At 68.7% G+C, this 26017-nt stretch carries 28 protein-coding genes and 1 tRNA gene; 23 read left to right on the forward strand and 6 right to left on the reverse strand.

Annotated features, from left to right (window positions below):
* Nucleotides 1-149: 149 nt before the first annotated feature.
* The 14 genes from PKE78_RS13535 (at nucleotide 150) to PKE78_RS13600 (ending at nucleotide 13286) form a co-directional block, all read left to right on the forward strand.
* Nucleotides 150-1973, forward strand: coding sequence for a potassium/proton antiporter (locus PKE78_RS13535; RefSeq protein WP_271201430.1), 1824 nt, complete (start codon nucleotides 150-152; stop codon nucleotides 1971-1973).
* A gap of 36 nt (nucleotides 1974-2009) precedes the next feature.
* Complete coding sequence (locus PKE78_RS13540) at nucleotides 2010-2321, forward strand: FtsB family cell division protein (protein ID WP_271201431.1); 312 nt, start codon at nucleotides 2010-2012, stop codon at nucleotides 2319-2321.
* A gap of 187 nt (nucleotides 2322-2508) precedes the next feature.
* On the forward strand, nucleotides 2509-3603 hold the full coding sequence (gene pdhA, locus PKE78_RS13545; protein WP_271201432.1) for a pyruvate dehydrogenase (acetyl-transferring) E1 component subunit alpha: 1095 nt from the start codon (nucleotides 2509-2511) through the stop codon (nucleotides 3601-3603).
* 65 nt (nucleotides 3604-3668) lie between these two features.
* Nucleotides 3669-5099, forward strand: a complete 1431-nt coding sequence (locus PKE78_RS13550; RefSeq protein WP_271201433.1) for a pyruvate dehydrogenase complex E1 component subunit beta — start codon at nucleotides 3669-3671, stop codon at nucleotides 5097-5099.
* Between the two features lie 12 nt (nucleotides 5100-5111).
* Complete coding sequence (locus PKE78_RS13555) at nucleotides 5112-5279, forward strand: hypothetical protein (protein ID WP_271201434.1); 168 nt, start codon at nucleotides 5112-5114, stop codon at nucleotides 5277-5279.
* 4 nt (nucleotides 5280-5283) lie between these two features.
* Nucleotides 5284-5886 (forward strand): Uma2 family endonuclease, encoded by a 603-nt coding sequence (locus PKE78_RS13560; RefSeq protein WP_271201435.1) that lies wholly within the window; start codon nucleotides 5284-5286, stop codon nucleotides 5884-5886.
* A 4-nt stretch (nucleotides 5887-5890) separates the two neighbouring features.
* Nucleotides 5891-7273: a pyruvate dehydrogenase complex dihydrolipoamide acetyltransferase gene (locus PKE78_RS13565; RefSeq protein ID WP_271201436.1), complete on the forward strand. Its 1383-nt coding sequence runs from the start codon at nucleotides 5891-5893 to the stop codon at nucleotides 7271-7273.
* A gap of 2 nt (nucleotides 7274-7275) precedes the next feature.
* Entirely contained in the window at nucleotides 7276-7656 is a 381-nt protein-coding gene (locus PKE78_RS13570; protein WP_271201437.1) for a tautomerase family protein, read from the forward strand.
* Nucleotides 7657-7672: 16 nt separating this feature from the next.
* Nucleotides 7673-9112 carry a dihydrolipoyl dehydrogenase gene (lpdA, locus tag PKE78_RS13575; RefSeq protein ID WP_271201438.1) on the forward strand — a complete coding sequence of 480 codons (1440 nt, stop codon included), beginning with the start codon at nucleotides 7673-7675 and terminating at the stop codon, nucleotides 9110-9112.
* Nucleotides 9113-9195: 83 nt separating this feature from the next.
* Entirely contained in the window at nucleotides 9196-9456 is a 261-nt protein-coding gene (locus tag PKE78_RS13580) for a GlsB/YeaQ/YmgE family stress response membrane protein (RefSeq protein ID WP_271201439.1), read from the forward strand.
* Nucleotides 9457-9620: 164 nt separating this feature from the next.
* Entirely contained in the window at nucleotides 9621-10607 is a 987-nt protein-coding gene (lipA, locus tag PKE78_RS13585; RefSeq protein ID WP_271201440.1) for a lipoyl synthase, read from the forward strand.
* Between the two features lie 78 nt (nucleotides 10608-10685).
* Nucleotides 10686-11657, forward strand: coding sequence for an NAD(P)H-dependent flavin oxidoreductase (locus PKE78_RS13590; protein ID WP_271201441.1), 972 nt, complete (start codon nucleotides 10686-10688; stop codon nucleotides 11655-11657).
* 155 nt (nucleotides 11658-11812) lie between these two features.
* Nucleotides 11813-12451 carry an outer membrane protein gene (locus PKE78_RS13595; protein ID WP_271201442.1) on the forward strand — a complete coding sequence of 213 codons (639 nt, stop codon included), beginning with the start codon at nucleotides 11813-11815 and terminating at the stop codon, nucleotides 12449-12451.
* Nucleotides 12452-12611: 160 nt separating this feature from the next.
* Complete coding sequence (locus PKE78_RS13600; RefSeq protein WP_271201443.1) at nucleotides 12612-13286, forward strand: class I SAM-dependent methyltransferase; 675 nt, start codon at nucleotides 12612-12614, stop codon at nucleotides 13284-13286.
* 123 nt (nucleotides 13287-13409) lie between these two features.
* Here the strand turns inward: PKE78_RS13600 and PKE78_RS13605 are convergent, their stop codons facing one another.
* The 3 genes from PKE78_RS13605 to PKE78_RS13615 are packed head-to-tail and all read right to left on the reverse strand — an operon-like array spanning nucleotide 13410 to nucleotide 15845.
* Nucleotides 13410-15245, reverse strand: coding sequence for a carbamoyltransferase family protein (locus PKE78_RS13605; protein WP_271201444.1), 1836 nt, complete (start codon nucleotides 15243-15245; stop codon nucleotides 13410-13412).
* A 16-nt stretch (nucleotides 15246-15261) separates the two neighbouring features.
* The gene (locus PKE78_RS13610) at nucleotides 15262-15411 is read right to left on the reverse strand and encodes a DUF5989 family protein (protein ID WP_271201445.1); all 150 of its coding nucleotides are present in this window, start codon (nucleotides 15409-15411) and stop codon (nucleotides 15262-15264) included.
* A gap of 8 nt (nucleotides 15412-15419) precedes the next feature.
* Entirely contained in the window at nucleotides 15420-15845 is a 426-nt protein-coding gene (locus PKE78_RS13615) for an SxtJ family membrane protein (protein ID WP_271201446.1), read from the reverse strand.
* A gap of 128 nt (nucleotides 15846-15973) precedes the next feature.
* On the opposite strand from PKE78_RS13615, the gene PKE78_RS13620 reads away from it, so the two are divergent.
* Complete coding sequence (locus PKE78_RS13620) at nucleotides 15974-17089, forward strand: SGNH/GDSL hydrolase family protein (protein WP_271201447.1); 1116 nt, start codon at nucleotides 15974-15976, stop codon at nucleotides 17087-17089.
* Between the two features lie 55 nt (nucleotides 17090-17144).
* Here the strand turns inward: PKE78_RS13620 and PKE78_RS13625 are convergent.
* Nucleotides 17145-17234: transfer RNA gene (locus PKE78_RS13625), tRNA-Ser, on the reverse strand.
* Between the two features lie 107 nt (nucleotides 17235-17341).
* On the opposite strand from PKE78_RS13625, the gene PKE78_RS13630 reads away from it, so the two are divergent.
* The 8 genes from PKE78_RS13630 to PKE78_RS13665 all read left to right on the forward strand — a co-directional run bounded on the left by PKE78_RS13630 (nucleotide 17342) and on the right by PKE78_RS13665 (nucleotide 25394).
* Entirely contained in the window at nucleotides 17342-17731 is a 390-nt protein-coding gene (locus tag PKE78_RS13630) for a hypothetical protein (RefSeq protein WP_271201448.1), read from the forward strand.
* 182 nt (nucleotides 17732-17913) lie between these two features.
* Nucleotides 17914-19140, forward strand: a complete 1227-nt coding sequence (locus PKE78_RS13635) for a septal ring lytic transglycosylase RlpA family protein (RefSeq protein WP_271201449.1) — start codon at nucleotides 17914-17916, stop codon at nucleotides 19138-19140.
* Nucleotides 19141-19226: 86 nt separating this feature from the next.
* Complete coding sequence (locus PKE78_RS13640) at nucleotides 19227-20438, forward strand: D-alanyl-D-alanine carboxypeptidase family protein (RefSeq protein WP_271201450.1); 1212 nt, start codon at nucleotides 19227-19229, stop codon at nucleotides 20436-20438.
* Nucleotides 20438-21136: a dTMP kinase gene (tmk, locus tag PKE78_RS13645; protein WP_271201451.1), complete on the forward strand. Its 699-nt coding sequence runs from the start codon at nucleotides 20438-20440 to the stop codon at nucleotides 21134-21136. The genes PKE78_RS13640 and tmk overlap by 1 nt, the downstream gene beginning before the upstream one ends.
* Nucleotides 21133-22197, forward strand: a complete 1065-nt coding sequence (locus PKE78_RS13650) for a DNA polymerase III subunit delta' (RefSeq protein WP_271201452.1) — start codon at nucleotides 21133-21135, stop codon at nucleotides 22195-22197. The genes tmk and PKE78_RS13650 overlap by 4 nt, the downstream gene beginning before the upstream one ends.
* 28 nt (nucleotides 22198-22225) lie before the next feature.
* Nucleotides 22226-23782 (forward strand): methionine--tRNA ligase, encoded by a 1557-nt coding sequence (gene metG / locus PKE78_RS13655; protein WP_271201453.1) that lies wholly within the window; start codon nucleotides 22226-22228, stop codon nucleotides 23780-23782.
* The gene (locus PKE78_RS13660) at nucleotides 23779-24597 is read left to right on the forward strand and encodes a TatD family hydrolase (RefSeq protein WP_271201454.1); all 819 of its coding nucleotides are present in this window, start codon (nucleotides 23779-23781) and stop codon (nucleotides 24595-24597) included. The genes metG and PKE78_RS13660 overlap by 4 nt, the downstream gene beginning before the upstream one ends.
* Entirely contained in the window at nucleotides 24594-25394 is an 801-nt protein-coding gene (locus PKE78_RS13665; RefSeq protein WP_271201455.1) for an MBL fold metallo-hydrolase, read from the forward strand. Before PKE78_RS13660 ends, PKE78_RS13665 begins: the two co-directional genes overlap by 4 nt.
* Before the next feature lie 5 nt (nucleotides 25395-25399).
* Here the strand turns inward: PKE78_RS13665 and PKE78_RS13670 are convergent, their stop codons facing one another.
* Together PKE78_RS13670 and PKE78_RS13675 are read right to left on the reverse strand one after the other, a co-directional pair.
* On the reverse strand, nucleotides 25400-25705 hold the full coding sequence (locus PKE78_RS13670) for a type II toxin-antitoxin system RelE/ParE family toxin (RefSeq protein WP_271201456.1): 306 nt from the start codon (nucleotides 25703-25705) through the stop codon (nucleotides 25400-25402).
* The gene (locus PKE78_RS13675; RefSeq protein WP_428981273.1) at nucleotides 25684-25989 is read right to left on the reverse strand and encodes a hypothetical protein; all 306 of its coding nucleotides are present in this window, start codon (nucleotides 25987-25989) and stop codon (nucleotides 25684-25686) included. Before PKE78_RS13675 ends, PKE78_RS13670 begins: the two co-directional genes overlap by 22 nt.
* Nucleotides 25990-26017: the final 28 nt, after the last annotated feature.

Below are 26017 nucleotides of genomic sequence, written 5' to 3' on the forward strand. Positions count from 1 at the left end.
CGTGTTTGGCCCGCGGCGACGTTGCGCCTTGATCTCGCGGCAATCGTCGGGGAACGTGCAGCCTCCTTCCTCCGCCGCTTCGGCGCCGGGCCTCGCGCGGTCGTCCGTCGCGAGACCGACACGCTGCGGCTCGCGACGATTCCACCCGCATGGACAGCATCACGGTCGTCAACGCGATCCTGCTCTTCGGAGCCGCGTTGATGCTTGTGGGGATTCTGTCGTCGCTGGTCGCGTCGCGGTTCGGCGCGCCGCTGCTGCTCGTCTTCCTCGTGATCGGCATGCTGACGGGGCAGGACGGCCCCGGCGGCGTCGCGTTCGACAACTACCGCCTGACCTATCTGATCGGCTCGATCTCGCTCGCCATCATCCTGTTCGACGGCGGCCTCCGGACCCGGATCGCGCATCTTGGCGGCGCGCTGGCGCCGGCGATCACGCTGGCGACAGCGGGCGTGGTGCTGACGAGCGGGCTGATCGGCGCCTTTGCCGCCTGGGCGCTGGACCTGCGCCTGATCGAAGGGCTGCTGATCGGCGCGACCATCGCCTCCACCGACGCCGCGGCGGTGTTCTTCCTGATCCGCGCCAGCGGCCTCCAGCTTCAGCGCCGCGTCGGCGCCGTTCTCGAAGTCGAGTCCAGCACCAACGATCCGATCGCCGTCTTCCTCACCGTCATGCTGGTCGGCTTGGTCACCGCCGGCGCCGGGGAGGGCGGCCTCCCAATCGTCGGGCGCTTCCTGCAGGAGGCGGTCATCGGCGGCGCCGCGGGCGTCGCGGGCGGATTCGCGCTCGCGTTCCTGCTCAACCGCGTCGACCTGCCTTCCGGCCTGCATCCGCTGTTCGTGGTGGCGAGCGTCGTGGCGCTGTTCGCGCTGTCGGCGGTGCTCCACGGCTCCGGCTTCCTCGCCGTCTATCTCGCCGGAATCATCGTCGGCAACCGGCAGGTGCGTGCGCTGCCGGCGATCGTCGCGTTCCACGACACCATCACCTGGCTGTGCCAGATCGTGATGTTCATCGTGCTCGGGCTGCTGGTGACGCCGTCTCAGTTGCTGCCGTCGCTCGGCGCCTCGCTCGCGATCGCCGCGGCCCTGATCTTCGTCGCGCGCCCGGTCGCGGTCGCCCTGTGCCTGCTGCCGTTCGGCTTCTCCCGCAAGGAGATCGGCTTCGTCGGCTGGGTCGGCCTGCGCGGCGCGGTGTCGATCTTCCTCGCGGCGATCCCGACGCTCGCCGGAGCGCCCAACGCGCAGATCTATTTCAACGTCGCCTTCGTCGTCGTCATCGTGTCGCTGCTGGTGCAGGGCTGGACGATCACCGGGCTCGCCAAGCGGCTCGGTCTGGCGGTGCGCCAGGCGACCCGCTCCGTCCATCGCATCGAGATCGACCTGCCGGGGCAGCTCGCGCAGGAGATGGTCGGCTACGCGGTGACGCCGCGCTGCCCGATTCTCGCGCGCGACGCCGTGCCGAAATGGGCGACGCCGGTCTTCGTCGTGCGCGACGACAAGATTCTCGATCCCGTGCAGGCGGTCGGGCTGAAGCCGGGCGACTACGGCTATTTTCTCGCGCCGCACAATCGGGTCGCCGAACTCGACGGCCTGTTCGCCTCGACCGACGCCGGCCGCGCGCGGCCGGCGCTCGGTGAGTTCGCGCTCCGCGGCGACACGGCGCTGTCGGAGATCGCGGATCTCTACGGCCTGAAGGTGGAGCCGGGGGATTCCCACCTGACCGTCGCAGAGGCGTTCGACCGGCGGTTCGAGCATGAGCCCGCCGTCGGCGACGTCGCGGAGTTCGGTCCGGCGACCCTCGTCGTGCGCGGCATCGACGACGGACGCGTCACGCGCGCGGCTCTGCGCATCGAGGACCAGGACGACGAGGACGAACCCGAGACCGTCCCGCTCTCCCCGATCGACGGCGGGCGGCGTCCCGGCGCGATCGAGCGCATGCGCGAACTCGTCCGAGCCCGGCTGAAACGCAGCGCGTAAACGCTCTGGAAACCATGAACGGGACATGCTCGCCGCATGATCATTCGCACGCGCTGGCGCTCGGCCGCCGCTCAACTCACCCTCTGGCTCATCGCCGCGGGCTCGGTCCTCTATTTCAGCCAGCAGGCCTATGTCGGCGCGCACGGGCTGGTGGCGAGCCGGGAGTTCGAGGCCGAGATCGCGACGCTCTCCGCGAAGCTCGCCGAGCTCAAGGCTGTGCGCGAGGGGTTCGAACACAGGATCGACCTGCTGAGCTCGGATAGGCTCGATCCCGACCTGCTCGACGAGCAGGCGCGCGCCGACCTCGGCCTGCTGCACCCCAACGACCGGGTCATCCAGGTCCGGTAAGTCCTTCGCGGACGCAGCATTTTGACTGATCCGTCCTCGCTATCGCACAATCAAAATAGTCGATCATCCCTCTTGCTACTTTAGTAGAGGGCGGGCACATACGTACCCCAAGCGGCCAAGGCGATCGCTCTCGATTTGCCTGCAGGACGCGTTAAGTCTCTCTTAGGGAGACAGGTTGGGGAACGTCATGGCCGCATCCGCCGCAAAAGCCGCGCCGAAGGGCGAGACCGCCCGCGCCACGAAGACCGCAACGCCGAAACCGCAGCGCGCGTCGAAGACCGCCGGCCGGGACAAGGCCTCGGCGGCGACCTCCGGAGGGCTGTCCTTCTCGAAGGAGCAGGAGCTTCACGCCCACCGCGAGATGCTGCTGATCCGCCGCTTCGAGGAAAAGGCCGGCCAGCTCTACGGGATGGGCCTGATCGGCGGCTTCTGCCACCTCTACATCGGCCAGGAAGCCGTCGTCATCGGCATGCAGATGGCGGTGGAGCCGGGCGACCAGGTCATCACCGGCTACCGCGACCACGGCCACATGCTCGCCTGCGAGATGGACCCGAAGGGCGTGATGGCCGAGCTCACGGGGCGCCGCGGCGGCTACTCCAAGGGCAAGGGCGGCTCCATGCACATGTTCAGCGTGGAGAAGCAGTTCTACGGCGGCCACGGCATCGTCGGCGCTCAGGTCTCGCTCGGCACCGGCCTCGCCTTTGCGAACAAGTACAAGAAGAACGGCAAGGTCTCGCTGGTCTATTTCGGCGACGGCGCCTCGAACCAGGGGCAGGTCTACGAGAGCTTCAACATGGCGAAGCTCTGGAAGCTCCCGGTCGTCTACGTCATCGAGAACAACAAGTACGGCATGGGCACCTCGGTCGAGCGCGCCTCGTCGAACACCAACCTTAGCCAGCGCGGCGCGAGCTTCGACATTCCGGGCGAGCAGGTCGACGGCATGGACGTGCGCGCGGTGAAGGCCGCCGGCGACCGGGCGATCGCCCACGCCCGCGGCGGCGAGGGCCCCTACATCCTCGAGATGGTCACCTACCGCTATCGCGGCCACTCGATGTCGGATCCTGCGAAGTACCGCTCCAAGGACGAAGTCCAGAAGATGCGCGAGACGCACGACCCGATCGAGCAGGTGCGTGCGCGTCTCATCAAGGACGGGCATGCGAGCGAGGATGAGCTCAAGGCGGTCGACAAGGAGGTGCGCGACATCGTCAACGCCGCCGCCGAGTTCGCGACCAACGACGCCGAGCCCGATCCGTCCGAGCTCTGGACCGACATTCTGCGCTGACCGGCGAACCCGCCGGCAGGCTCCGCCGCCGGCCAAGAAGCCTTGAAGGAAGAGGGACGCTCCCGATGCCGATCGAAGTCCTCATGCCGGCGCTGTCGCCGACCATGGAGGCGGGCAAGCTCGCCAAGTGGTTGAAAAAAGAGGGCGACGCCGTGAAGTCCGGCGATGTCATCGCCGAAATCGAGACCGACAAGGCGACCATGGAGGTCGAGGCGGTCGACGAGGGCGTGCTCGGCAAGATCCTCATCGAGGACGGCTCCGAGGACGTGAAGGTCAACACCCCGATCGCGCTGATCCTCGCGGACGGCGAGGACGAGAGCGCGCTGGAGAAGGGCGGCGCGGCGCCTGAGAAGGCCGAGGCTCAGCCCGCGCCCAAGGACGAGACGCCCGCCGAGACCGAGGCGAAGTCGGACGGCAAGCCGGCGTCCGGCCCGGCCAAGGTCGAATCAGCGGCGGCGAACCCGCCCGCGCCTGAGGCGCTGCCCGAGCCCGACGTGCCGGAAGGCACTGAGATGGTGATGACCACCGTCCGCGACGCTCTGCGCGACGCCATGCAGGAGGAGATGCGCCGGGACGACCGCGTGTTCCTGATGGGCGAGGAAGTGGCGGAGTACCAAGGCGCCTACAAGGTCAGCCAGGGTCTGCTGGACGAGTTCGGCAAGGAGCGCGTCATCGACACCCCGATCACCGAGCACGGATTCGCCGGCGTCGGCGTCGGCGCGGCGCTCGCGGGCCTGAAGCCCATCGTCGAATTCATGACGTTCAACTTCGCCATGCAGGCGATTGACCAAATCATCAACTCGGCCGCCAAGACGCTCTACATGTCCGGCGGCCAGATGGGTTGCTCGATCGTGTTCCGCGGCGCGAACGGCGCGGCCGCCCGCGTCGCCGCCCAGCACAGCCAGGACTACGCCGCCTGGTACTCGAACGTGCCCGGTCTCACCGTGATCGCGCCCTACACGGCCGCCGACGCCAAGGGCCTGCTGAAGGCCGCGATCCGCGACGAGAACACCGTCATCTTTCTCGAGAACGAGATCCTCTACGGCCAGCAGTTTCCGGTGCCGAAGCTCGACGACTACGTCGTTCCGATCGGCAAGGCCAAGATCGCCCGGCCGGGCAAGGACGTCACCATCGTCGCCTGGTCGATCGGCATGACCTACGCGCTGAAGGCGGCGGAAGAGCTGGCCAAGGACGGGATCGAGGCCGAGGTGATCGACCTGCGCACCATCCGGCCCATGGACACCGACACCATCATCGAGTCGGTCAAGAAGACCGGCCGCATCGTGACGGTGGAGGAGGGCTGGGCCCAGTCCGGCGTGGGCGCCGAAATTTCGGCCCGCGTCACCGAGCGCGCCTTCGACTGGCTCGACGCGCCCGTCATCCGCGTCTCCGGCAAGGACGTGCCGATGCCCTACGCCGCGAACCTCGAGAAGCTCGCTCTGCCGAGCGTCGCCGAGGTCGTCGAGGCGGCGAAGGCGGTGTGCTACCGGGATTGAGGAGACAGGCGCATGCTCGGACGGATCCTGAAGACGGTCGCGAACCAGTTTCTGCGAAACCGCGCTCGGCGCACCGGCTACGGTCCCCGCCGTTTGCCGCCGACCTCGATGCGAGAGGCCCAGGGCCGCGCGATCAATCACGTGATCCGCACCGTGATGAACAGGTTTATGAGACGCTGACGCCGTGACAGCCGATCCAGCTCTCGCCAAGGCGACCTACGCCGATCTCGAAGCGGTTCCGCCGCATCGGGTGGCGGAGATCATCGACGGACGGCTGGAGACGCATCCTCGGCCGAGGCCGAGACATGGCGCTGCGGCGTTGCGGCTGGGCGCGAAGCTCGGCGATCCGTTCGATTTCGGCGATGGAGGTCCCGGGGGCTGGATTTTCGTCATGGAGCCCGAGCTCCATCTCGGACCCAACGTCGTGGTTCCCGACCTTGCCGGCTGGCGTCGTGAACGGCTGACGGTCGAACCGAAGACCGCCTACATGGAGATCGCGCCCGATTGGGCTTGTGAAATCCTGTCCCCGTCAACCGAGCAGCTCGATCGCGGCCCAAAGCGGCGGATTTACGCCCGCGCCGGCGTCGACCACCTCTGGTTGCTGGATCCTCAGACCAAGCTGCTTGAAGCCTTCGCGCGCGTCGCGGACCAATGGCTGCTGCTCGCCACCATCGGAGAGGGCGACGAGGTCCGCGTCGCGCCCTTCGACGCCGTCGGCTTTCCGCTCGACGCGCTCTTCCCGTTCGACACGTCCGCTCCCGATACGAAGCCTTTCGAAGAGGCCTGATCTCATGCCGACCAACATCCTAATGCCCGCGCTGTCGCCGACGATGGAGAAGGGCAACCTCGCCAAGTGGCTGGTGAAGGAGGGCGACGCGGTCAAGTCCGGCGACGTCATCGCCGAGATCGAGACCGACAAGGCCACGATGGAGGTGGAGGCCGTCGACGAGGGCGTGATCGGCAAGATCGTGGTGCCGGAAGGCTCCTCCGACGTGCCGGTCAACGAGCTGATCGCCGTCCTGCTGGAGGAGGGCGAGGACGCCGGCGCCATCGACGCCGCGCCCAAGCCGCAGGCGAAGGCCGCGCCGGAGCCGGCCAAATCGGAAGCGCCGAAGTCCGACCCGGCCCCACGCCCTAGCGAGGCGGCGCACGACGAAGCTCCGAAGTCGGAGAGCAAGGCGGATGCGCCGAAGCCCGCCGCGAACGGCCACGACAAGGGCGAGCGGGTGTTCGCGTCGCCGCTGGCGCGCCGGCTCGCCAAGGAGGCCGGGATCGACCTGAAGGGGATCTCGGGCTCCGGGCCCCATGGCCGCGTGGTGAAGGCCGACGTCGACGAGGCGAAAGCCTCCGGGGGCGCCAAGGCTGCAGACGGCAAGGCCGCGCCTGCGACGGCTCCCGAGCCTGTGGCTCCCGCCGCCAAGGCGCCGGCACCCGCCTCCGACGACGCCATCCGGAAGCTGTTCGCGGAAGGCTCCTATGAGGAGATTCCGCACGACGGCATGCGCAAGACGATCGCGCGCCGCATGACGGAAGCGCGGCAGACGGTGCCGACCTTCTACCTCACGGTCGACTGCGAGATCGACGCTCTGCTTAGCCTTCGCGAGCAGATCAACGCCTCCGCGCCGGAGAGGGATGGCAAGGCCGCCTGGAAGGTCTCCGTCAACGACATGGTGATCAAGGCGCTCGGCCTCGCGCTGGCCCAGGTGCCGGACGCCAACGTGAGCTGGACCGAGAGCGTCATGCTGAAGCACAAGCACGCCGACGTCGGCGTCGCGGTGGCGCTGCCGAACAACGGCCTGATCACCCCGATCATCCGCGCCGTCGAGACCAAGACGCTGTCGGTGATCGCGAAGGAGATGAAGGACTTCGCCCAGCGGGCCAAGGACCGCAAGCTGAAGCCCGAGGAGTACCAGGGCGGCACCACGGCGGTTTCGAACCTCGGCATGTTCGGGATCAAGGACTTCACCGCGGTGATCAACCCGCCGCACTCGACCATCCTCGCGGTCGGCGGCGGCGAGAAGCGCGCGGTGGTGAAGGGCGGCGAGATCAAGATCGCGACGGTGATGAGCCTGACGCTCTCCTGCGACCACCGTTCGGTCGACGGAGCGCTTGGCGCCACGCTGATCTCCGCCATCAAGCGGCTGATCGAGAAGCCGATGGGCCTTCTGGTCTAGCCATGCCTCTGGTTCGCATTTCCCTCCTGAAGGGCCGCAGCGCGGCCGCCAAGCGGGCGATCGCCGACGGGGTCTATGACGCCCTGCGAGAGGTGTTCTCGGTCCCGCAAGACGACAAGTTCGTCGTGTTCCACGAACACGAGGCCGACGGCTTCATCTTCGAGCCGAGCTATCTCGGCGTCGCGCATGACGACGGCCTCGTGATCCTTCAGATCGCGATCAGCGACGGGCGCACGGTCGAGCTGAAACAGGCGTTCTATCGCAGCGTGGTCGAGCGTCTTCAGGCGGACCCCGGCGTCGAGCCGCGAAACGTCTTCATCAACCTGATCGAGGTCAGGAAAGAAAACTGGTCGTTCGGCGACGGCGTCGCTCAATACGTCTGACCACTGAGGAAACCCCATGGCCGACACCTACGACATCATCGTCATCGGCGGCGGGCCGGGCGGCTACGTCACGGCGATCCGCGCCGCGCAGCTCGGCTTCAAGACGGCGGTGGTGGAGCGCGAGCACCTCGGCGGCATCTGCCTGAACTGGGGCTGCATCCCGACCAAGGCGCTGCTGCGCTCGGCCGAGATCTACCACTACTTCCAGCACGCCAAGGATTACGGCCTGTTCGCCGAGAAGGTGTCGTTCGATCCGGCGGCGGTGGTGAAGCGCTCTCGCGGGGTATCCGCCCAGCTCAACGGCGGCGTCGGCTTCCTGCTGAAGAAGAACAAGGTGGACGTGATCTGGGGCGAGGCCACGCTGACCAAGCCCGGCGAACTCAAGGTCGTCGGGCCGAAGAAGTCCGTGCAGGGTCCGCCCGCGCCCGCGCCCAAGGGCGCGAAAGGCGAGGGGACCTATAACGCCAAGCACGTCATCGTGGCGACCGGGGCGCGGCCGCGCGTGCTGCCGGGCCTGGAGCCGGACAAGAAGCTGGTCTGGACCTATTTCGAGGCCATGGTCCCCGAAACCTTCCCGAAGTCGCTGCTGGTCGTCGGCTCCGGCGCGATCGGCGTCGAGTTCGCGAGCTTCTACCGCACCATGGGCGCCGAGGTGACCATCGTGGAGGTGCTGCCGCAGATCCTTCCCGTCGAGGACGAGGAGATCGCCGCCCACGCCCGCAAGCGCTTCGAGAAGCAGGGCATCCGCATCATCACCGGCGCCAAGGTGACCAAGCTCGACAAGGGTTCGAACGACGTCACCGCGACCGTTGAGCTCGAGGGCGGCAAGACCGAATCCATCAAGGTCGATCGCGTGATCTCCGCGGTGGGCGTCGTCGGCAACATCGAGAATCTCGGGCTCGAGGCGCTCGGCGTGACGACCGAGCGCGGCTGCGTCGTCACCGACGGGCTGGGCCGCACCAATGTGAAGGGCGTCTACGCCATCGGCGACGTCGCCGGCCCGCCCATGCTGGCGCATAAGGCCGAGCATGAGGGCGTGATCTGCGTCGAGGCCATCAAGGGGCTCGACGCCCATCCCATGGACAAGGCCAAGATCCCCGGCTGCACCTACTGCCACCCGCAGGTGGCCTCCGTGGGCCTGACCGAGAAGAAAGCGAAGGAGCAGGGTCGCAAGGTCAAGGTCGGGCGCTTCCCCTTCAACGGCAACGGCAAGGCCATCGCGCTCGGCGAGCCGGAGGGGCTGGTGAAGACCATCTTCGACGCCGAGACCGGCGAGTTGATCGGCGCGCACATGGTGGGCGCGGAGGTGACCGAGCTGATCCAAGGCTTCGTGGTGGCCATGAACCTCGAGACCACCGAGGAGGAGCTGATGCATGCGGTGTTCCCGCATCCGACGCTCTCCGAGATGATGCATGAGAGCGTGCTCGACGCCTACGGCCGCGCCATCCACATCTGAGGGGCCTACTTAATCCCTGTCGACGGAACCACAGACGGACTTCGGTGTTTTGTGCATGTCGGGACACAAAGGGAGTTCAGTCCATGGAAGGCGTCGGCTGGTTTATGGCGATCATACTTGGCGCGATCGCCGGGTGGATCGCCGAGCAGATCATGAAATCGGACATGGGTCTGGTCATGAACATCATCCTCGGCATCGTCGGGGCGCTGGTCATGAACGGAATCCTGAAGGCTCTCGGCGTAATCCCGCCGGGCGGCTGGATCTGGCAATGCATTGTGGCGGTCGCGGGCGCGTGCCTGCTGATCTTCCTGTGGCGCCTCATCCGCGGCCGCAGGGTCGCCTAGCCCTGCGCGCGACGCTGCCCCGCCATGCAGGGCGGGACGCGCGGATCGACGGCGAAGACGTCTTCGCCTAAAGTTCAGGAGAGCGGACCCATGGTCCGCTCTCCTTTTTATTGCGCAGGCCGCGGCGCTCCTCCGCGGCCGGAACGGAAAGACCACAGCTCGCCATGGTCACGGTGCTCGACCGAACGGACGGCGCGACCCGTCCCCGCCACCCCGAGAAGGCGCGGCGGCCGGAGACGGAACAGCTCCGCAAGCCGGACTGGATCCGCGTGCGCGCGCCCGGCTCGCCGGTGTGGCGCGAAACGCAGGAGATCGTGCGCTCCAACAAGCTCGTCACCGTCTGCGAGGAGGCGGGCTGCCCCAACATCGGCGAGTGCTGGTCGAAGAAGCACGCCACCTTCATGATTCTCGGCGACACCTGCACGCGCGCCTGCGCCTTCTGCAACGTGCGCACCGGTCTGCCCGAGGCGGTCGACGCCGGCGAGCCGCAGCGGGTCGCCGAGGCCGTCGCCAAGCTCGGCCTCAACCACGTCGTCATCACCTCGGTCGACCGCGACGACCTCGCCGACGGCGGCGCGCGGCATTTCGCCGACGTGATCCGCGCGATCCGCGGGATGAGCCCTGAGACCACGATCGAGATCCTGACGCCGGACTTCCTGCGCAAGCCCGGCGCGCTCGAGATCGTCGTCGAAGCGCGGCCCGACGTGTTCAACCACAATCTCGAATGCGTGCCGTCGCTCTACCTGACCGTCCGGCCCGGCGCCCGCTACTTCCACTCCATCCGCCTGCTGCAGCGGGTGAAGGAGCTCGACCCTTCGATGTTCACCAAGTCGGGCATCATGGTGGGGCTCGGCGAGCAGCGGAACGAGGTGTTGCAGCTCATGGACGACCTGCGCACCGCGGACGTCGACTTCCTGACCATCGGCCAGTACCTGCAGCCGACCAAGCGCCACCACGCCATCGCCCGCTTCGTGACGCCGGACGAGTTCGCATCCTTCGAGACCATCGCCTACGCCAAGGGCTTCCTGATGGTGTCGTCGAGCCCGCTGACACGCTCCTCGCACCATGCGGGCGAGGATTTCGCGAAGCTCGTCGCCGCGCGTTCGGCGAAGCTCGGCGGAACCCCGCCGGCGCCGCTCGCGGCCGAATAGCGGAGACCCGCGGGCTGGCGAAGCCCGATCAGCCGCGGCTAGAGTGCAATCGCACACCTAGCCGACCAGAGGCCGATCATGCCGTTGCCGCCCGTGCTCCAGGGACGTCTCGCGCTTCCCGTCGTCGCCGCGCCGATGTTCATCGTGTCGGGGCCGGATCTCGTCATCGCCCAGTGCAAGGCGGGCGTGGTCGGCTCGTTTCCGGCGCTGAACGCGCGGCCGCAGGCCGAGCTCGGCGTCTGGCTGACGCGGATCACGGCCGAGCTCGCCGCCCACGCCGCCGAAAATCCTGAGGCGCAGATCGCGCCGTTCGCGGTCAACCAGATCGTCCACGCCTCGAACGCGCGGTTGCGCGAGGACATGGCGACCTGCGCCCGCCATCGCGTGCCGATCGTCATCACATCGCTGCGGGCGCCGAACGAGGTCGTCTCGGCGGTGCACGGCTGGGGCGGCGTCGTGTTCCACGACGTCATCTCGGTGCGGCACGCGAAGAAGGCGCTGGAGGCCGGCGTCGACGGGCTGATCCTCGTCTGCGCCGGGGCCGGCGGCCACGCCGGCGCGCTCAGCCCGTTCGCGCTCGTGCAGGAAATCCGCGCCTTCTACGACGGCCCGCTGCTGCTGTCGGGCGCGATCGCCACCGGGCGCGCGGTGTTCGCGGCGCAGGCGATCGGCGCCGACCTCGCCTATGTCGGCACCCGCTTCATCGCGAGCGCCGAGGCTGACGCCGCGCCCGACTACAAGCGCATGCTGATCGAAAGCGCGGCGAGCGACATCGTCTACTCCTCGCTGTTCACCGGCGTGCTCGGCAACTATCTGAAACCCTCGATCGCGGCGGCGGGGCTCGATCCGGACGCGCTGCCCGCGGCCGACAAGTCGGCGATGGACTTCGCCAAGGCGGACGTGCGGTCCGACGCGAAGGCGTGGCGCGACGTCTGGGGCGCGGGGCAGGGGCTGGGCGCGATCTCGGACTCGCCTGCCGTCGCCGAAATCGTGCTCAGGATGAGGCGGGAATACGCCGAGGCTCGGGCGGAACTGTGCAAAAACGCCTGATCCCAACTGCGCCAATGCGGAATTCGTTGCGCGAAAGCCTCACCCTTTGACGGATGGTTTTTGCGGCGTCGACATGCCCGGCGAACAGGGCCAAGTAGGCGTCACCGCGCGGCTCCCCCCGGGTCGTGCGTCGTAAACGTGACAGGTTGAGTCCCATGACCCGCAAGATCCTGCTCGGCGCCGTCGCCGCAGTCGCCCTTTCCGCCACCGGCGCCTTCGCCGCCGACCTCCCGGCCTACGAGCCGGCTCCGGCCGTCTCCGCCCCCGCCGTGCCGTCCTTCACCTGGAGCGGCCCGTACATCGGCGTTCAGGCCGGCTACGCGTTCGGCGACACCAACATCAGCCGCATCGAGCCGGAAGGCTTCATCGTCGGCGGCTACGCTGGCTACAACGTCCAGCTCGACAACTCGCCGATCGTGTTCGGCATCGAGACCGACTTCAACTACTCGGACGTCGACGACAAGCGCGCCGGCGTGCGCTTCCAGGGCGACTGGACCGGCGCGACCCGCGCTCGCGTCGGCTACGCCTTCGACCGCTTCCTGGCCTACGGCGCGGCCGGCGTGGCCTACGCCGATCGTGAAGTCCGCGTGCGCGGCATCGGCAGCGACAGCAAGACCGCGGTCGGCTGGACCGTCGGCGGCGGCGTCGAGTACGCGGCGGCCGACAACGTCGCCGTGCGCGCCGAGTACCGCTACAGCGACTTCGGCAAGGACCGTCTGCTCGGCCGCAGCGTCGACGGCGACGAGCACCGCGTGATGGGCGGCGTCGCCTACAAGTTCGACCTCGGCTTCTGATCCGAACCGAACGGTCGCCGGCTCAGGCCGGAACGATGAAGGGCTCCGCGGCGCAAGCCGCGGGGCCCTTTTCGTTGATCGTGAAGGAGAGGGCGGCTTGCCCGTCCTAGGGACGCATGCGACAAATGACCCCGTCATCGGACCATCAGCGGGGACGGGCATGGCTGTCGCATTGAACGTCGATCTGCGCGCCATCGAGCACGCCGTTTGCGCCCACAACATGCGCAACCGGTTCGCCGGGCTCTACAAGGCGCGGAAATGCGTCGACCGGGCCGAGTTCTGGGGTGACATCGTCACCACCATCGGCGCCGATCAGCAGATCAACGTCCTCGAGTTCGGCGTGCGGCAGGGGCGCAGCATGCGCTACTGGTCCGAGCACTTCAAAAATCCGGACACCCGTTTCGTCGGGTTCGACAGCTTCATCGGGCTCCCCGAGGATTGGACCGAGAACCTCAAGACCGGCAGCTTCTCGACCCGCGGCAAGGCGCCCGACATCGACGATCCGCGCATCTCCTACGAGATCGGGTGGTTCCAGAACATGCTGCCCGGCGCCATCGCGCGGCGTCAGCAGCAGCTCGCCGGCTCGCCGCTGTTCGTCCACCTCGACGCCGATCTGTATTCCGCGACGCTCTACGTGCTGGGCGTGCTGGCGAACCATTTCGACGAGTACTACGTCGCCTTCGACCAGTTCCATCTCGACGAGAACCGCGCGCTGGCGGACTTCATGACCGCCTATCCGTTCCGCGTGCAGTTCCTGTCCTACACCGCCGACAAAGCGGGCCGGTGCTTGGCCTTCGGCCGGATGAAGAAGATCTGGTTCGAGCCGGGCCGTTGAGCTGCAGGCGGGCGGAGTCCGCTTGAGGAGCGGGAACGTCTCGCACGCCTAAAACGCGACGATGATGATCGCGTCTCCAATGGGAGACCGCCAATCATGCCCAAAAATCCATTCAGCCGGCTATCAGTCGAGCTCGAAGGCGTCCTTGTAGTTGAGCGCCAGCGCAGGATCCTGGTCGGACTTCTCGAGGTAGAACGGGCCGACCGCCAGCGCCTCGATGTCGGTGCCCATGAAGCACCGGAAGGCGTCGTCGGGCGTGCAGACGATCGGCTCTCCCCGGACGTTGAAACTGGTGTTGACGACGATGGGGCAGCCGGTCTGAGCGGCGAAGGCTTCGATCAGCGCGTGATAGATCGGGTTGGTCTCGCGATGGACCGTCTGCACCCGCGCCGAATAGTCGACATGGGTCACCGCCGGAATGTCGGAGCGCACGACGTTCAGCTTGTCTATGCCGAACAGGTTTTCCTCGTCCGCCGTCATGGCCCGCCGGCGCTCGGGCCGTACGCCTGCGACCAGCAGCATGTACGGGCTGTCGCACTCGAGCTCGAACCAGTCGGACACCGCCTCGCGGAGCACCGAGGGCGCGAACGGGCGGAACGACTCCCGGTACTTCACCTTGAGGTTCAGCAGCTTCTGCATGGACGGGGAACGCGGGTCGCCGAGGATCGAGCGGGCGCCGAGCGCGCGCGGGCCGAACTCCATTCGGCCCTGAAACCAGCCGACGGCCTTGCCGTCCGCGAGCGCCTTTGCGGTGGACGCGATCAGTTCTTCCGGCGATAGCTTGGTGAAGCGCGCGCCCGCGGCGATCAGCGCCGCCTCGATCTCGGCGTCAGTATAGCTCGGGCCGAGATAGGCGCCCTGCATGGCGTCCGGCGCGGTCTCGACATGCCGGGGCTGTCCCAGCTCCATGTGCCAGGCGGCGAGCGCCGCGCCCAGCGCGCCGCCGGCGTCGCCGGCGGCCGGCTGGATCCAGATGTCGTCGAAGTCTCCGTCCTTCAGAATCTTGCCGTTGGCGACACAGTTGAGCGCGACGCCGCCGGCGAGGCAGAGCTTCTTCAGCCCGTACTCCTTGGCGAGGCTGCTTGCGGTGCGGCGCATCACGATCTCGGTGACGTCCTGGATCGAGGCCGCCAGGTCCATATGATCCTGCGTCAGCAACTGGTCGGCCGAGCGGTCCGGCAGGCCGAACAGGCGGGCGAACCTGTCGTTCGTCATCCTGAGGCCGGTGCAATAGTCGAAATAGCTGAGGTCGAGCTTGAAGCTGCCGTCGTCCTTGACGTCGATCAGATGCTCGAGGATCGTCGGCGTGAAGCGCGGCGTTCCATAGGGCGCGAGCCCCATCACTTTGTACTCGCCGGAATTGACCTTGAAGCCGGTGTAGTACGTGAACGCCGAATAGAGCAGCCCGAGCGAATGCGGGAACTGGATTTCGCGGTCGAGCGTGATCTGGGCCCCGCGGCCGATTCCCGCCGAACTCGCGGCCCATTCGCCGACGCCGTCCATGGTCAGGATCGCCGCCTCTTCGAACGGGGAGGGGTAGAACGCGCTCGCGGCGTGGCTGTAGTGGTGCTCCGAGAACAGCAGACGCTCGTTCCAGTCGCAGTCGGGCGCGATCGCCTTGAGTTCGTCGACCAGCAGCTTCTTGAGGAACAGCTTTTCCTTCAGCCACAGCGGCATCGCCTTGAGGAACGAGCCGAAGCCGCGCGGCGCGAAGGCGAGATAGGTCTCGATGAGCCGTTCGAATTTCAGGAATGGCTTCTCGTAGAAAACAACGCGGTCGCAGTCGGCAAGCGTGATCCCGCCCTGCGCGAGGCACGCGGCGATGGCGCTCTTCGGGAACCGAGCGTCCTGCTTTCTGCGCGTGAAGCGCTCTTCCTGGGCGGCTGCGACGATCTTCCCGTCAACGACGAGAGCCGCGGCGCTGTCGTGATAGAAGGCGGAGATTCCGAGGATGCGCACGGGCGGGCGGCGCGAATCAGAACAGCGTGTAGATGAAGGGCGCGACCGCCGAGCCCTTGGTCAGGACCACCAGTCCGCCGAAGATCAGCGCGACCACAATGATCGGCAGCATCCACATCTTCTTTCGGACCTGAAGAAATTCCCAGAGTTCGGCGACAAAGGACATCGTGATCCTCAGAACTGCTTTTTCATTGAGCCGAGCGGCAGCGTAGGGTCGCGCCTGACCCAATAGCTGGTGGCCTCCGGACTGCGCTTAAGGCCGAGAAAGTCTTTGCCGGCCCGGCGCATGACATAACCCATCGGGGTGAACACTACGAAAAACAGCAACCCCATGATGATTGGGTTGACGACCTTATGCAGCAGCAGGCCGAACTTGAGCCAAACGAGGTTCAGCGGGCGCAGCGCGGCTGGCGCCAGATAGGCGCAGCCGACGAATGACGCCGACGCAACGCCTGCGACGCCCGCCCCGACCGGGTGGCCGCGCCACCAAAGCCAGAGCGCGAGAAGCGCGAACACCACCGCGAAGGTGAGGCCGAACGACTTCTCGGAGGGCGGCCGCACGTGCTCGTCGGCGATCAGATTTTCGTGGTGGCCGGTCATGAACCCTTCGTTGAACGGCAACGGGCCGCCAGCTTATATGGCAAGATCGCCGGCCTTGAAAGACGCCGCCGATCGCGGCGGCGCAGGCCTACGCGGCTGCATGACGGACGCTGCGGAGGACGAAAAGCTTGAGGACTGTGCTTGTTGCGGCCGTCGCCTGCGTCCTCTTGATGGGCGGCACGTTGCTTGTGCTGGAAGGCGGCTACGCGGTTTTGAGAGGCGGCCAGCCTGCGCCGAGCGTCACCTACCAGACCCTCGCCATGCTCGGCCTGACGCGGAGCCCGACCGCGGGCAAGGAGGCCGCTTATGCGCCGTTCTTTTCGCAGGCCGAGGAATTGTCGGACCGGCTCGAGCTCATGAAGGCGTCCGCCGTCGGCGTCGGCAACTCCCCGTTCCGGGACGCCATGAGCGGGGATGCGGCGATCAACACCAAAATCGACGGCTGCCCGGCCGTGAAGCCCAATCTCAGGAAGACCGCCTTTTTCCTGCGCACGAACGCGTTCAATCCGTTCGATCCGCCGACGATCTTCCACGACGTCGGCAAGACGCTTGATCCCCAGCTTGCCGCCTTCTTCGAACGCTATGGTACGCGACCCGTCAGCCTGTCCACGAACGCACAGGGCGAGCGGGTCACGGATCCCCTGATCGAGCGGCCACGCAAGGTGCTGGTCGCGGGCGATTCGGTCGCCTTCGGGGCGATGGTCGACGATTCGGAGACAATCTCGTCGCAGCTCCAGAAGCGCGACGGCGCCCGCCAATACGTCAATCTCGGCGTCGCGGGCGTCGACGCCGAAGCGATTCTGTGCCGGCTGGAGGACGCCGCGCAGCGCTACCGTGATCAGATCGACGAGCTGGTCTATGTCTATTGCGAGAACGACTTCCAGCCGAAGCGGCCCTACGGCCGGCCGGACGAGGTGATCGACCGGCTCCGCCAGTTCGCCGCCCGCGAAAAGATCGGCAAGGTGACGGTCGTGTTTTCGCCCTACATCTACATGGTCGCCCCGGAACTCACTCGGTTCAGCGGGCATTTCGGCGCGTCCTACCACTACCGCGCGGAGGAGCGGCGTGAGCTGGAACAGGCGGTGAAGGCCGCTGGGTTCCGCTGGGTCGACATCGGGCTCCTCGCCAAGGAGGAGGAGGCGCGGAGTCGCACCCGCTACGCCATCTTCAGCCTGTTCGTGGACCAAAATCACCTGTCGCCGGCGGGCGTCGGCAGACTGGTCGACGCGCTTCACGCCAATTGACCAAGCTCGGACAGCCGAGCGGCGCCCTTCGGATCTCGTCGCTTGCAAGGTCGCCTGGCGGAAGGGGTGGGATTCGAACCCACGGTGGAGTCGCCCCCACGGCGGTTTTCAAGACCGCTGCCTTAAACCACTCGGCCACCCTTCCCGCGCGGCGCGGATGATGGCGGAGCGGCGCCGGCGCCGCAACTGCGCGCATCCGACGCCGCCTTCGGCGCGTACGCTTTTCATCGTTCACCTTTGAAGGAGGCCGGCATGCGTCCGATGTCCGTCGCCCTTACCGCCGCAGCGCTGGTTTCAGGCCTCGCCGGGGCCGCGCGCGCCGAGCAACTGCAAGGCGATTCGCTTCTCGGGGCGATCTCGGGGAAACGGGTGTTTCTCGCCACGCCGCTCGGCGGCGAGTTCCCGCTCAACTACCGCGCCAACGGCGTCGTCGACGGCTCGGGCGAAGCCGTTGGGCTCGGGCGCTTCATGCAGCCGACAGACAGCGGGCGTTGGTGGGTCGACGGGGCGAAGCTCTGCCAGAAATGGCGGAGTTGGTACAATGGTAAGCAATTCTGCTTCAGCATCACGAGCGCCGGCCCGGGAAAGATCACCTGGGCGCGCGACGACGGCCTGACGGGCACCGCCCGAATCGAGCCTTGAGGCGGCGCGCGCGGAACGCCGCGCCGCATTCTTGCCTTATTTTCGACGCTTGCTCTAACCTGACTGTGGCTCTGTCGTGACAGGGTCAGCATACGAGGGGGAAGGCGCAGCTTCGGCGCGCGGTCGACGTCTGCGGAAAAAGCCGCGGCGCTCGGCGTCCCCCCTGGCAGGGACTGGACGGCATGACCGACGCGGCGACGACTGAACGCACCCAACGTCGCCGCGCCTTTCGCCCGTTCCCTTCCCGATCCGACGTTTCGTTTTCGCGCTTCGCCCTCGGGCGGGTCGCCGCCGCGTCGGTCGCGGCGCTGGCCTGCGGCCTGGTCGCAGGCTGCTCGGCGCAGACCGGGCGTCCGGTCGCCGCCGCGACGAGCGCGCCGGCCGCGCCTGCAGCCGCCGTCGCCCAGGCGCCGCAGCAGGACGCGGTGAAGACCGCGTCCGCGCAGCCGGCCCAGGTCCGCGCCGCCGGCGGCCGCGCGGTCGCCGCGTCCGGCTCCCGCCGGACGAACGCGGTCGGCCTCGCCTCCTGGTACGGATCCCGCTTCCACGGCCGCCGCACCGCGAACGGCGAGACCTACGACATGCGCGCGCTGACCGCGGCGCACCCGTCGCTGCCGCTGCCGTCCTACGTCCGCGTCACCAACGTCTCCAACGGCCGGTCGCTGGTCGTGCGCGTCAACGATCGCGGTCCGTTCCACCGTGGCCGCATCATCGACGTCTCGAGCCGCGCCGCCGACGTGCTGGGCTTCAAGTCGTCCGGGGTCGGCAACGTGAAGGTCGACTATGTCGGCCCCGCGTCGACGAGCGGCAGCGAGGACCTCAAGCTGCTCGCGACCTACCAGGAATTCGGCCGTCCCACGGCGCCGGAAGGCGTGCAGATGGCGTCGCTGAAGCCGGTGCGGGACGCCGACCTCGTCAACGGGGCAGGGGCCGCGCCGACCGTCGTCGCGGCGGCCCAGCCGGTCCGGGCCCAGACCAACGCGCCGGTCGCCGCAGCGGCGGCTACGCCGGTTCGTCCGGAGCCGCCGCAGGCTCCGGTGGTCGCCTACGCGGCGCAGCCGGCCGCGAAGCCCTCCGCGCTCGGCGCGCCGCTGGTCCAGACCGCGCGCGTCACAGCCGCTCCGGCCGAGGCTCCGGCGCGAAAGGCGCCTGCGCCGCAGATCGCGCTGAAGCCGGCCATTGCGCCCGCGCCCGCCAAGCGGGTGGTCCAGCCCGCCGAGCCCGTGCTCGCCTCCGTCGCGCCGGCGATCGGCGCGGAGGAGGAGCCGGCGGCGCCTGCCGCCGTGGAGCCGGAACGCCGCCGCGCCGGCGGCTCCGAGGTCTCGGCGCGCATCGCGGCGAGCTTCGAGGGCTTCGATTCCTTCGCGAAGCCGCAGGACGGCGCCGCCGCCTTCAACAGCCTGCGCTAACCAAGCTCGCGCGCGCGGCCTACGCGCCGTTGTGCGCGCGCCCGCGCGGCCGTATCCTGACGCCGTAGCGTTTTCGGGAGGCGGCGGTGGTCTGGCTGTGCGGTCGTTCGGTCGCCCGTGGCGCGGTCGCCGTGGCGGCGCTTCTTGGGCTCGGCCTCTTCGCCGCGCCGACCCGCGCCGCGTCCCCGGCCGCGAAGGACACGCGGACCGAGGCGCCGATCGCCTTCCTCTACGACGTCACCGCCGACGCCGCCCTGTTCGCCAAGCAGGCCGACCTGCCGTCGCCGCCCGCCAGCATGGCGACGCTGATGACGACCGAGATCGTATTCAAGGCGCTCGCGGACGGGGCGCTGAAGGCGGACGACCAGTTCAAGGTGACCGAGGACGCGTGGCGGCGGGGAGGGGCTCCTTCCCGCAGCTCCGCCATGTTCGCCAAGCTCAACTCGCAGGTCTCGGTGTCGGACCTGCTCCGCGGCGTGATCGTGCAGTCCGGCGGCGACGCCGCGATCACGCTCGCGACCGGCCTCGCCGGATCGGAGACCGCCTTCGCCGAGCGCATGAACGAGCGCGCCAAGGCGCTCGGCCTCACCCGCTCCACCTTCCGCAACGCCACCGGCCAGCCGGACCCGGCGCAGACGATGACCGCGCGCGACATCGCCCGGCTCGCGGCGCACATCATCCGCGTCTACCCCGACCGCTACGCGATGTTCGCGGAGCCGGAGTTCACCTGGAACAAGATCACCCAGCGCAACCGCAATCCGCTGCTCGCCGAGTATCCCGGCGCCGACGGCCTGAAGACCGGCTTCACGGCGGATTCGGGCTACGGCCTGGTCGGGTCGGTGACGCGCGACGGGCGGCGCCTGATCGTGGTGCTGAACGGGCTCGAGACCGCGAAGGCCCGCGCCGCGGAGGCGCGCAAGCTGCTGGACTGGGGCTTCGACGCGTTCCAACGCCGCCGCCTGTTCGAGGCGGAGGAGCAGGTCGCCGAGGCGCGCGTGTTCGGCGGAGCGCAGCGCTATGTCCCGCTGATCGCCGACGCGGCCGTCGACGTGCTCACGCCGAAGAACGACGACGCCCGCATCGTCGCGCGGGTCGTCTATGACGGGCCGATCACGGCCCCGGTCGAGAAGGGCGCGCGGATCGGCGTGCTGCGGGTGTGGCGTGGCGACATGCTCTCGGTCGAGACGCCGCTGCGCGCCGGCGAGGCGGTGCCGGAAGGCGACCTCGGCCGCCGCGCGGTCGACGGCGCGCTGGAGCTGGTCGGCGACTGGTTCGATCAGGTCATCGCCAGGATCTGATGTCGGCCGTCCCCATCTCCGCCCCGGCCGGCGCCGGCGGACGCTTCATCACCTTCGAAGGCGGGGAGGGCGTCGGCAAGTCGACCCAGCTCCGTCGGCTCGCCGAACGGCTCCAGGCCGCGGGCGTCGCCGTCACCGTCACCCGCGAGCCCGGCGGTTCGCCCCGCGCCGAGCAGCTCCGGGCGTTCCTGCTGTCCGGCAAGGCCAAGCGCTACGGAACCTCAGCGGAGACCGCGCTGATCGCGGCGGGGCGCGCCGATCACGTCGACCGGCTGATCCGCCCGGCGCTGAAGCGCGGAGACTGGGTGCTGTGCGACCGCTTCATCGATTCGACGCGCTGCTATCAGGGCGTGCTCGGCCAGGCGCCTGAGCGCCTGATCGCCGGGCTCGAACGCCTCGCCGCGCGCGACGTCATGCCCGATCTGACCCTGATCCTCGACGCGCCCGCCTCCGTCGGACTGGGACGCGCGCGCCGCAGGGCGGGGCTGGACGCGGCCGCGGATCGTTTCGAGAGCGAGGACGAGAGCTTTCACCAGAGGCTGCGCGAGGCGTTCATCGAGATCGCGCGCCACGAGCCCGAGCGCTGCCTGCTGATCGACGCGCTGGGCGACGCCGACGCGGTCGCGGCGCGCATTTGGGACGGCGTCGTGCGGCGCTGGCCGGAGCTCGCGACGCAAACGAAGGAGGCCGCGCGATGAGCGACGCAGAAGGCGCGCCCGAGTCCGACCGGCGCGATTCCTGTCCGCATCCGCGCGAGACCTTCGCCTTCGTGGGCAACCGCGCGGCCGAGGCCGATCTCCTGGCGTCCTTCGCCTCCGGCCGGATGCACCACGCCTGGCTGATCTCCGGCGTCGAGGGCGTCGGCAAGGCGACGCTGGCCTACCGGCTGGCCCGCTTCATTCTCGCCAATCCCGACCCTGCGGCGGACGCCGTGCGGCGCGCGGCGAACCTCTCCGTGCCGCAGGACGCGCCGGCGGCGCGCCGCGTCGCCCGGATGTCGCATCCGGACCTGCTCGCGCTGCGGCGCGGCTGGAACGCGGACCGCAAGGCGTTCTACGGCGACATCCGCGTCGACGACGTCCGGCGGGCGACCACGTTCTTCGGCGCGACGGCGGGCGAGGGCGGCTGGCGGGTCGCGATCGTCGACACCGCCGACGACATGAACGGCGCCGCGGCGAACGCGCTGCTCAAGGTGCTGGAGGAGCCTCCGCCGCGCGCGGTGTTCCTGCTGCTGTCGGCCGCGCCCCGCTCCCTGCCCGCGCCCGTGCGCTCCCGGTGCCGGACGCTGGCGCTTGCGCCGCTCGCCGCAGAGGAGACGCTCGCGGTTCTCCGCGGCCTGCCGGAGATCGCCGAGCCGCACGACGCCGACGCGCTGCGCCGCGCGGCCGAGCTCGGCGAGGGCAGCGTGGCGCGCGCGCTGTCGCTGCTCGCGAGCGACGGCGCCTCGCTCCACACGGCCGTGGCGGCGCTGTTCGACAAGCTGCCGCAGGTCGACGTGAAGGCGGCCCATGCGCTCGCCGAGGATCTGGCGAAGCGCGGCGCGGAGGCGCGGTTCGCGCTGTTCGTGACGCTCGTCGGCGACTGGCTGCACCAGCGCGTCCGCGCCGGCGCCGCGGTGCGGGAGCCGCGCCTTGCGCGCCTAGCCGAGGTATGGGAAAAAACCGCCCGCTCCGCGCGTGAAATCGAGGTGTTCAACCTCGACCGGCGGCCCTTTGTTCTCGAGACGCTTCAGCAGCTTGCCGGACTCGCGCGCCGCTGAGGCCGGCTTGAGCCCGAGAGTGTGATCGATGGCGACCGCAGCCCAGCCCTACTACGTCACGACCGCCATCGCCTACCCCAACGGGGCGCCGCACATCGGCCATGTCTACGAGGCGATCGCCACCGACGCGATTGCCCGTTTCCACCGGCTCGACGGCCGCGACGTGCGCTTCCTCACCGGCACCGACGAGCACGGCCTGAAGATGGCCCAGACCGCCGCCCGCGAGGGCGTGCCGCCGCTCGACTGGGCGACGCGGAACGCCGAGCGCTTTCGCGCGATGGACGAGCGCTACGGGGTCTCCTTCGACCGCTTCATCCGCACCACCGACGCGGACCACTACGCCGCGAGCCAGGAGCTGTGGCGGCGGATGAAGGCCGCCGGCGACATCTATCTCGGCAAGTATGAGGGCTGGTACTCGGTCCGCGACGAGGCCTATTTCGACGAGAGCGAGACGACGCTGGGCGAGGACGGCTCCCGCAAGGCGCCGACCGGCGCGCCGGTGGAGTGGGTGGTCGAGGAAAGCTACTTCTTCCGGCTGTCGGCCTATCAGGACCGGCTGCTCAAGCTCTACGAGGAGCAGCCCGGCTTCGTCGGCCCGGACTTCCGCCGCAACGAGGTGGTCGCCTTCGTGAAGCGCGGGCTGAACGACCTTTCGATCAGCCGCACCACCTTCGACTGGGGCGTGCCGGTGCCGGACGACCCGAAGCACGTCATGTACGTCTGGGTCGACGCGCTGACGAACTACCTCACCGGAGCCGGGTTCCCGGACGAGGCCAGCGACCTCAGGCGCTTCTGGCCGGCCGACCTGCACGTCATCGGCAAGGACATCATCCGCTTCCACACGGTCTACTGGCCGGCCTTCCTCATGTCGGCGGGCCTCGCCTTGCCGAAGCGCGTCTTCGCCCACGGGTTCGTCAACAACCGCGGTGAGAAGATGTCGAAGTCGGTCGGCAACGTGATCGACCCCTTCACCTTCGCCGACGCCTATGGCGTCGACGCGATCCGTTACTTCCTGCTGCGGGACACCCCGTTCGGGCAGGACGGCAACTACACCCACGAGACCATCGTCGGCCGCATCAACGCCGACCTCGCCAACGACCTCGGCAACCTGGCCCAGCGTTCGCTGTCGATGATCGCGAAGAACTGCGAGGGCAGGGCGCCTAGCCCCGGCCCCCTCGCCTCCGCGGACGAGGCCGTGCTCGCCGCGGTCGACGGCCTCGGCGCGACCGTGCGCGCGGCGGTCGGCGACGTCGCGCTGCACGCCGCGCTCGCCGCGATCTGGAGCGTCATCGCCGAGACCAACCGCTATTTCGCCAACGCAGAGCCCTGGGCGCTGAAGAAGACCGATCCCGAACGCATGGGCACGGTGCTCTACGTCACCGCCGAGTCTGTCCGGAACGTCGCGATCCTGACGCAGCCTTTCATGCCGACGGCCTCCGCGAAGCTGCTCGACCTGCTCGCCGTCCCCGAGGACGCGCGGAGCTTCGCGTCGCTCGGCGGGGCGGGGCGCCTCGCGCCCGGCGCGACGCTGCCGGCGCCGCAGGGCGTGTTCCCACGCTACGTCGAGCCGGAGGCCGCGGCGTGACCGGGGCGCTCGTCGACAGCCACTGCCATCTCGACTTTCCGGACTTCGCCGCCGAGCAGGACGGGATCGTCGCGCGGGCGCATGCGGCCGGCGTCGGGCTGATGTTGACGATCTCGACGCGGGTCCGCCGCTTCGACCAGATTCTGGCGCTCATCGAGCGCCACCCGTCCGTCTACGGAACGGTCGGCACCCACCCGCACAACGCCCATGAGGAGCTCGACGTCACCGCGGACGAGCTGATCCGGCTCGCGGAGCATCCGAAGATCGTCGGCTTCGGCGAGGCCGGGCTCGACTATCACTACGAGGGCGACTACGCGGCGCAGGAGCGTGGCTTCCGCACGCACATCGCCGCGGCGCGCGAAGCTCGGCTGCCGCTCGTGATCCACGCGCGCTCCGCCGACGACGCCATGATCGCGGTGCTCGAGGACGAGATGGGGAAGGGCGCCTTCCCCGCCGTCCTGCACTGCTTCTCGTCGGGGCCGGAGCTCGCGCGCCGCGGCGCCGCGCTCGGGCTCTACGTGTCGTTCTCCGGCATCCTGACCTTCCGGCGCTCCGACGAGCTGCGCGCCATCGCGGCCGAGGTCCCGGCCGACCGCCTGCTGGTGGAGACCGACGCGCCCTACCTCGCGCCCGAACCGTACCGCGGCAAGCGCAACGAGCCGGCCTACGCCGCGAACACCGCCGCCGTGCTGGCCAAGCTCCGCGGCTGGAGCGAGGCGGAATGCCGGTCGATCACGACCGACAATTTCTTCCGTCTCTTCAATAAGACGCCACGATCCGCTCTCACGACGCTCGAGCCGGCGGGCGCCGCGTGAGCCTGAGCGTCACCATCCTCGGATGCGGCTCCTCCGGCGGCGTGCCGCGGGTCGCGAGCGGCTGGGGACGCTGCGACCCGAATGAGCCTAGAAATCGCCGCCGCCGCTGTTCGATCCTCGTCGAGCGCGCCGGGCCGAACGGCGTGACGCAGGTGTTGGTCGACACCGGCGCGGACCTGCGCGAGCAGCTCATCGACGCGGGCGTTCAGCGTCTCGACGGCGTGCTCTACACCCACGAGCACGCCGACCACACCCACGGCATCGACGACCTCCGGCCGCTCGCGATCCACGTCCGCAAGCGGGTCGATGTCTGGGCCGACGCCCGCACCGGCGCGTTCCTGCGCAGCCGCTTCGGCTACGCGTTCGAAACCCCGCCGGGCTCGGACTACCCGCCGATTCTCAACGAGCACCGCCTGCAGCCCGGCGAACCGACCGCGCTCGAAGGGCCGGGCGGGGCGATCGTCGCCCTGCCGATCGCGCTGACGCACGGCGCCGAGACGGCGCTGGGCTTCCGCTTCGACGGGCTGGCCTACACGCCGGACGTCAACGCCATTCCCGACGCCTCGGCGGCGCTGCTCGGCGGCCTCGACGTCTGGATCATCGACGCGCTGCGGGACACGCCGCATCCGAGCCATTTCTCGCTGGACGACGCGCTCGGCTGGATCGAGCGCCTGAAGCCGCGCCGCGCGGTCCTAACCAACCTCCACACCGATCTGGACTACGCCACGCTCAAGGCGCAACTGCCGGAGCACATCGACGTGGCCTATGACGGGATGAGGATCCGAGCCGAAGGGTGACGAATTCACGAGGGGTTCGGCATCTTGGACGGGTCCCGCGCGCCGTGCCTGACGGCGACGACGACGATTTCATTTCCCGCGATCTCGTAGAAAATCAGATAGGGATACGGCGTCGCCCTGATGCGCCGCAGTTGACCGACGCGAGCGCCATTGCGGGGAAAGTCCGACAGCAACTCCAGAACGGCCCGTATGCGCGTCCGGACCCGTTGCGCGCCCTGGGGTGAAAGCTCTGACAGGTAAGCGAGAACCTGTTCGAGTTCCGCCAGGGCCGCCGGCGTGTATCGCAGCCTCAGAGGCCGTACTTGGACCATAAGGCGCTGACCTGCTCGTCGGTCGCGAATTCGCCTCTGGCGGCCTGTGCGCGCGATTCCGCGAACGAGGCTTCCTCTTCGGCCGTCAGTCCGGTTGCGGCTTGGTCGTCCGCCGCGGCGAGAAGGACAAGTCGGGCGATCTCGTCCTGCTTTTCGGGCGCGAGCGACCGTGCGGTCTCAACCGCTTGTTCGAGCAGCTTCGTCATGCTGCGATGATACATCGGATCGTTGCGCCGAAAAGCCCGAATGGGCGAGCGAACCAACAGCTGGGCAAGGGCAAACACCCAATATGGTTCCATAATATATCTTATG

The sequence above is a fragment of the Methylopila turkensis genome, assembly GCF_027922325.1.
Lineage (GTDB): Bacteria > Pseudomonadota > Alphaproteobacteria > Rhizobiales > Methylopilaceae > Methylopila > Methylopila turkensis.

Coding starts and splice junctions, on each gene's coding strand:
- pdhA (WP_271201432.1), top strand. CDS start 2,509: ATGGCCGCATCCGCCGCAAAAGCCGCGCCGAAGGGCGAGACCGCCCGC.
- PKE78_RS13635 (WP_271201449.1), top strand. CDS start 17,914: ATGACCGACGCGGCGACGACTGAACGCACCCAACGTCGCCGCGCCTTT.
- PKE78_RS13590 (WP_271201441.1), top strand. CDS start 10,686: ATGCCGTTGCCGCCCGTGCTCCAGGGACGTCTCGCGCTTCCCGTCGTC.
- PKE78_RS13595 (WP_271201442.1), top strand. CDS start 11,813: ATGACCCGCAAGATCCTGCTCGGCGCCGTCGCCGCAGTCGCCCTTTCC.
- PKE78_RS13580 (WP_271201439.1), top strand. CDS start 9,196: ATGGAAGGCGTCGGCTGGTTTATGGCGATCATACTTGGCGCGATCGCC.
- PKE78_RS13650 (WP_271201452.1), top strand. CDS start 21,133: ATGAGCGACGCAGAAGGCGCGCCCGAGTCCGACCGGCGCGATTCCTGT.
- lpdA (WP_271201438.1), top strand. CDS start 7,673: ATGGCCGACACCTACGACATCATCGTCATCGGCGGCGGGCCGGGCGGC.
- PKE78_RS13615 (WP_271201446.1), bottom strand. CDS start 15,845: ATGACCGGCCACCACGAAAATCTGATCGCCGACGAGCACGTGCGGCCG.
- PKE78_RS13565 (WP_271201436.1), top strand. CDS start 5,891: ATGCCGACCAACATCCTAATGCCCGCGCTGTCGCCGACGATGGAGAAG.
- PKE78_RS13540 (WP_271201431.1), top strand. CDS start 2,010: ATGATCATTCGCACGCGCTGGCGCTCGGCCGCCGCTCAACTCACCCTC.
- PKE78_RS13550 (WP_271201433.1), top strand. CDS start 3,669: ATGCCGATCGAAGTCCTCATGCCGGCGCTGTCGCCGACCATGGAGGCG.
- lipA (WP_271201440.1), top strand. CDS start 9,621: ATGGTCACGGTGCTCGACCGAACGGACGGCGCGACCCGTCCCCGCCAC.
- PKE78_RS13535 (WP_271201430.1), top strand. CDS start 150: ATGGACAGCATCACGGTCGTCAACGCGATCCTGCTCTTCGGAGCCGCG.
- PKE78_RS13570 (WP_271201437.1), top strand. CDS start 7,276: ATGCCTCTGGTTCGCATTTCCCTCCTGAAGGGCCGCAGCGCGGCCGCC.
- PKE78_RS13610 (WP_271201445.1), bottom strand. CDS start 15,411: ATGTCCTTTGTCGCCGAACTCTGGGAATTTCTTCAGGTCCGAAAGAAG.
- PKE78_RS13630 (WP_271201448.1), top strand. CDS start 17,342: ATGCGTCCGATGTCCGTCGCCCTTACCGCCGCAGCGCTGGTTTCAGGC.
- tmk (WP_271201451.1), top strand. CDS start 20,438: ATGTCGGCCGTCCCCATCTCCGCCCCGGCCGGCGCCGGCGGACGCTTC.
- PKE78_RS13555 (WP_271201434.1), top strand. CDS start 5,112: ATGCTCGGACGGATCCTGAAGACGGTCGCGAACCAGTTTCTGCGAAAC.
- PKE78_RS13600 (WP_271201443.1), top strand. CDS start 12,612: ATGGCTGTCGCATTGAACGTCGATCTGCGCGCCATCGAGCACGCCGTT.
- metG (WP_271201453.1), top strand. CDS start 22,226: ATGGCGACCGCAGCCCAGCCCTACTACGTCACGACCGCCATCGCCTAC.
- PKE78_RS13670 (WP_271201456.1), bottom strand. CDS start 25,705: ATGGTCCAAGTACGGCCTCTGAGGCTGCGATACACGCCGGCGGCCCTG.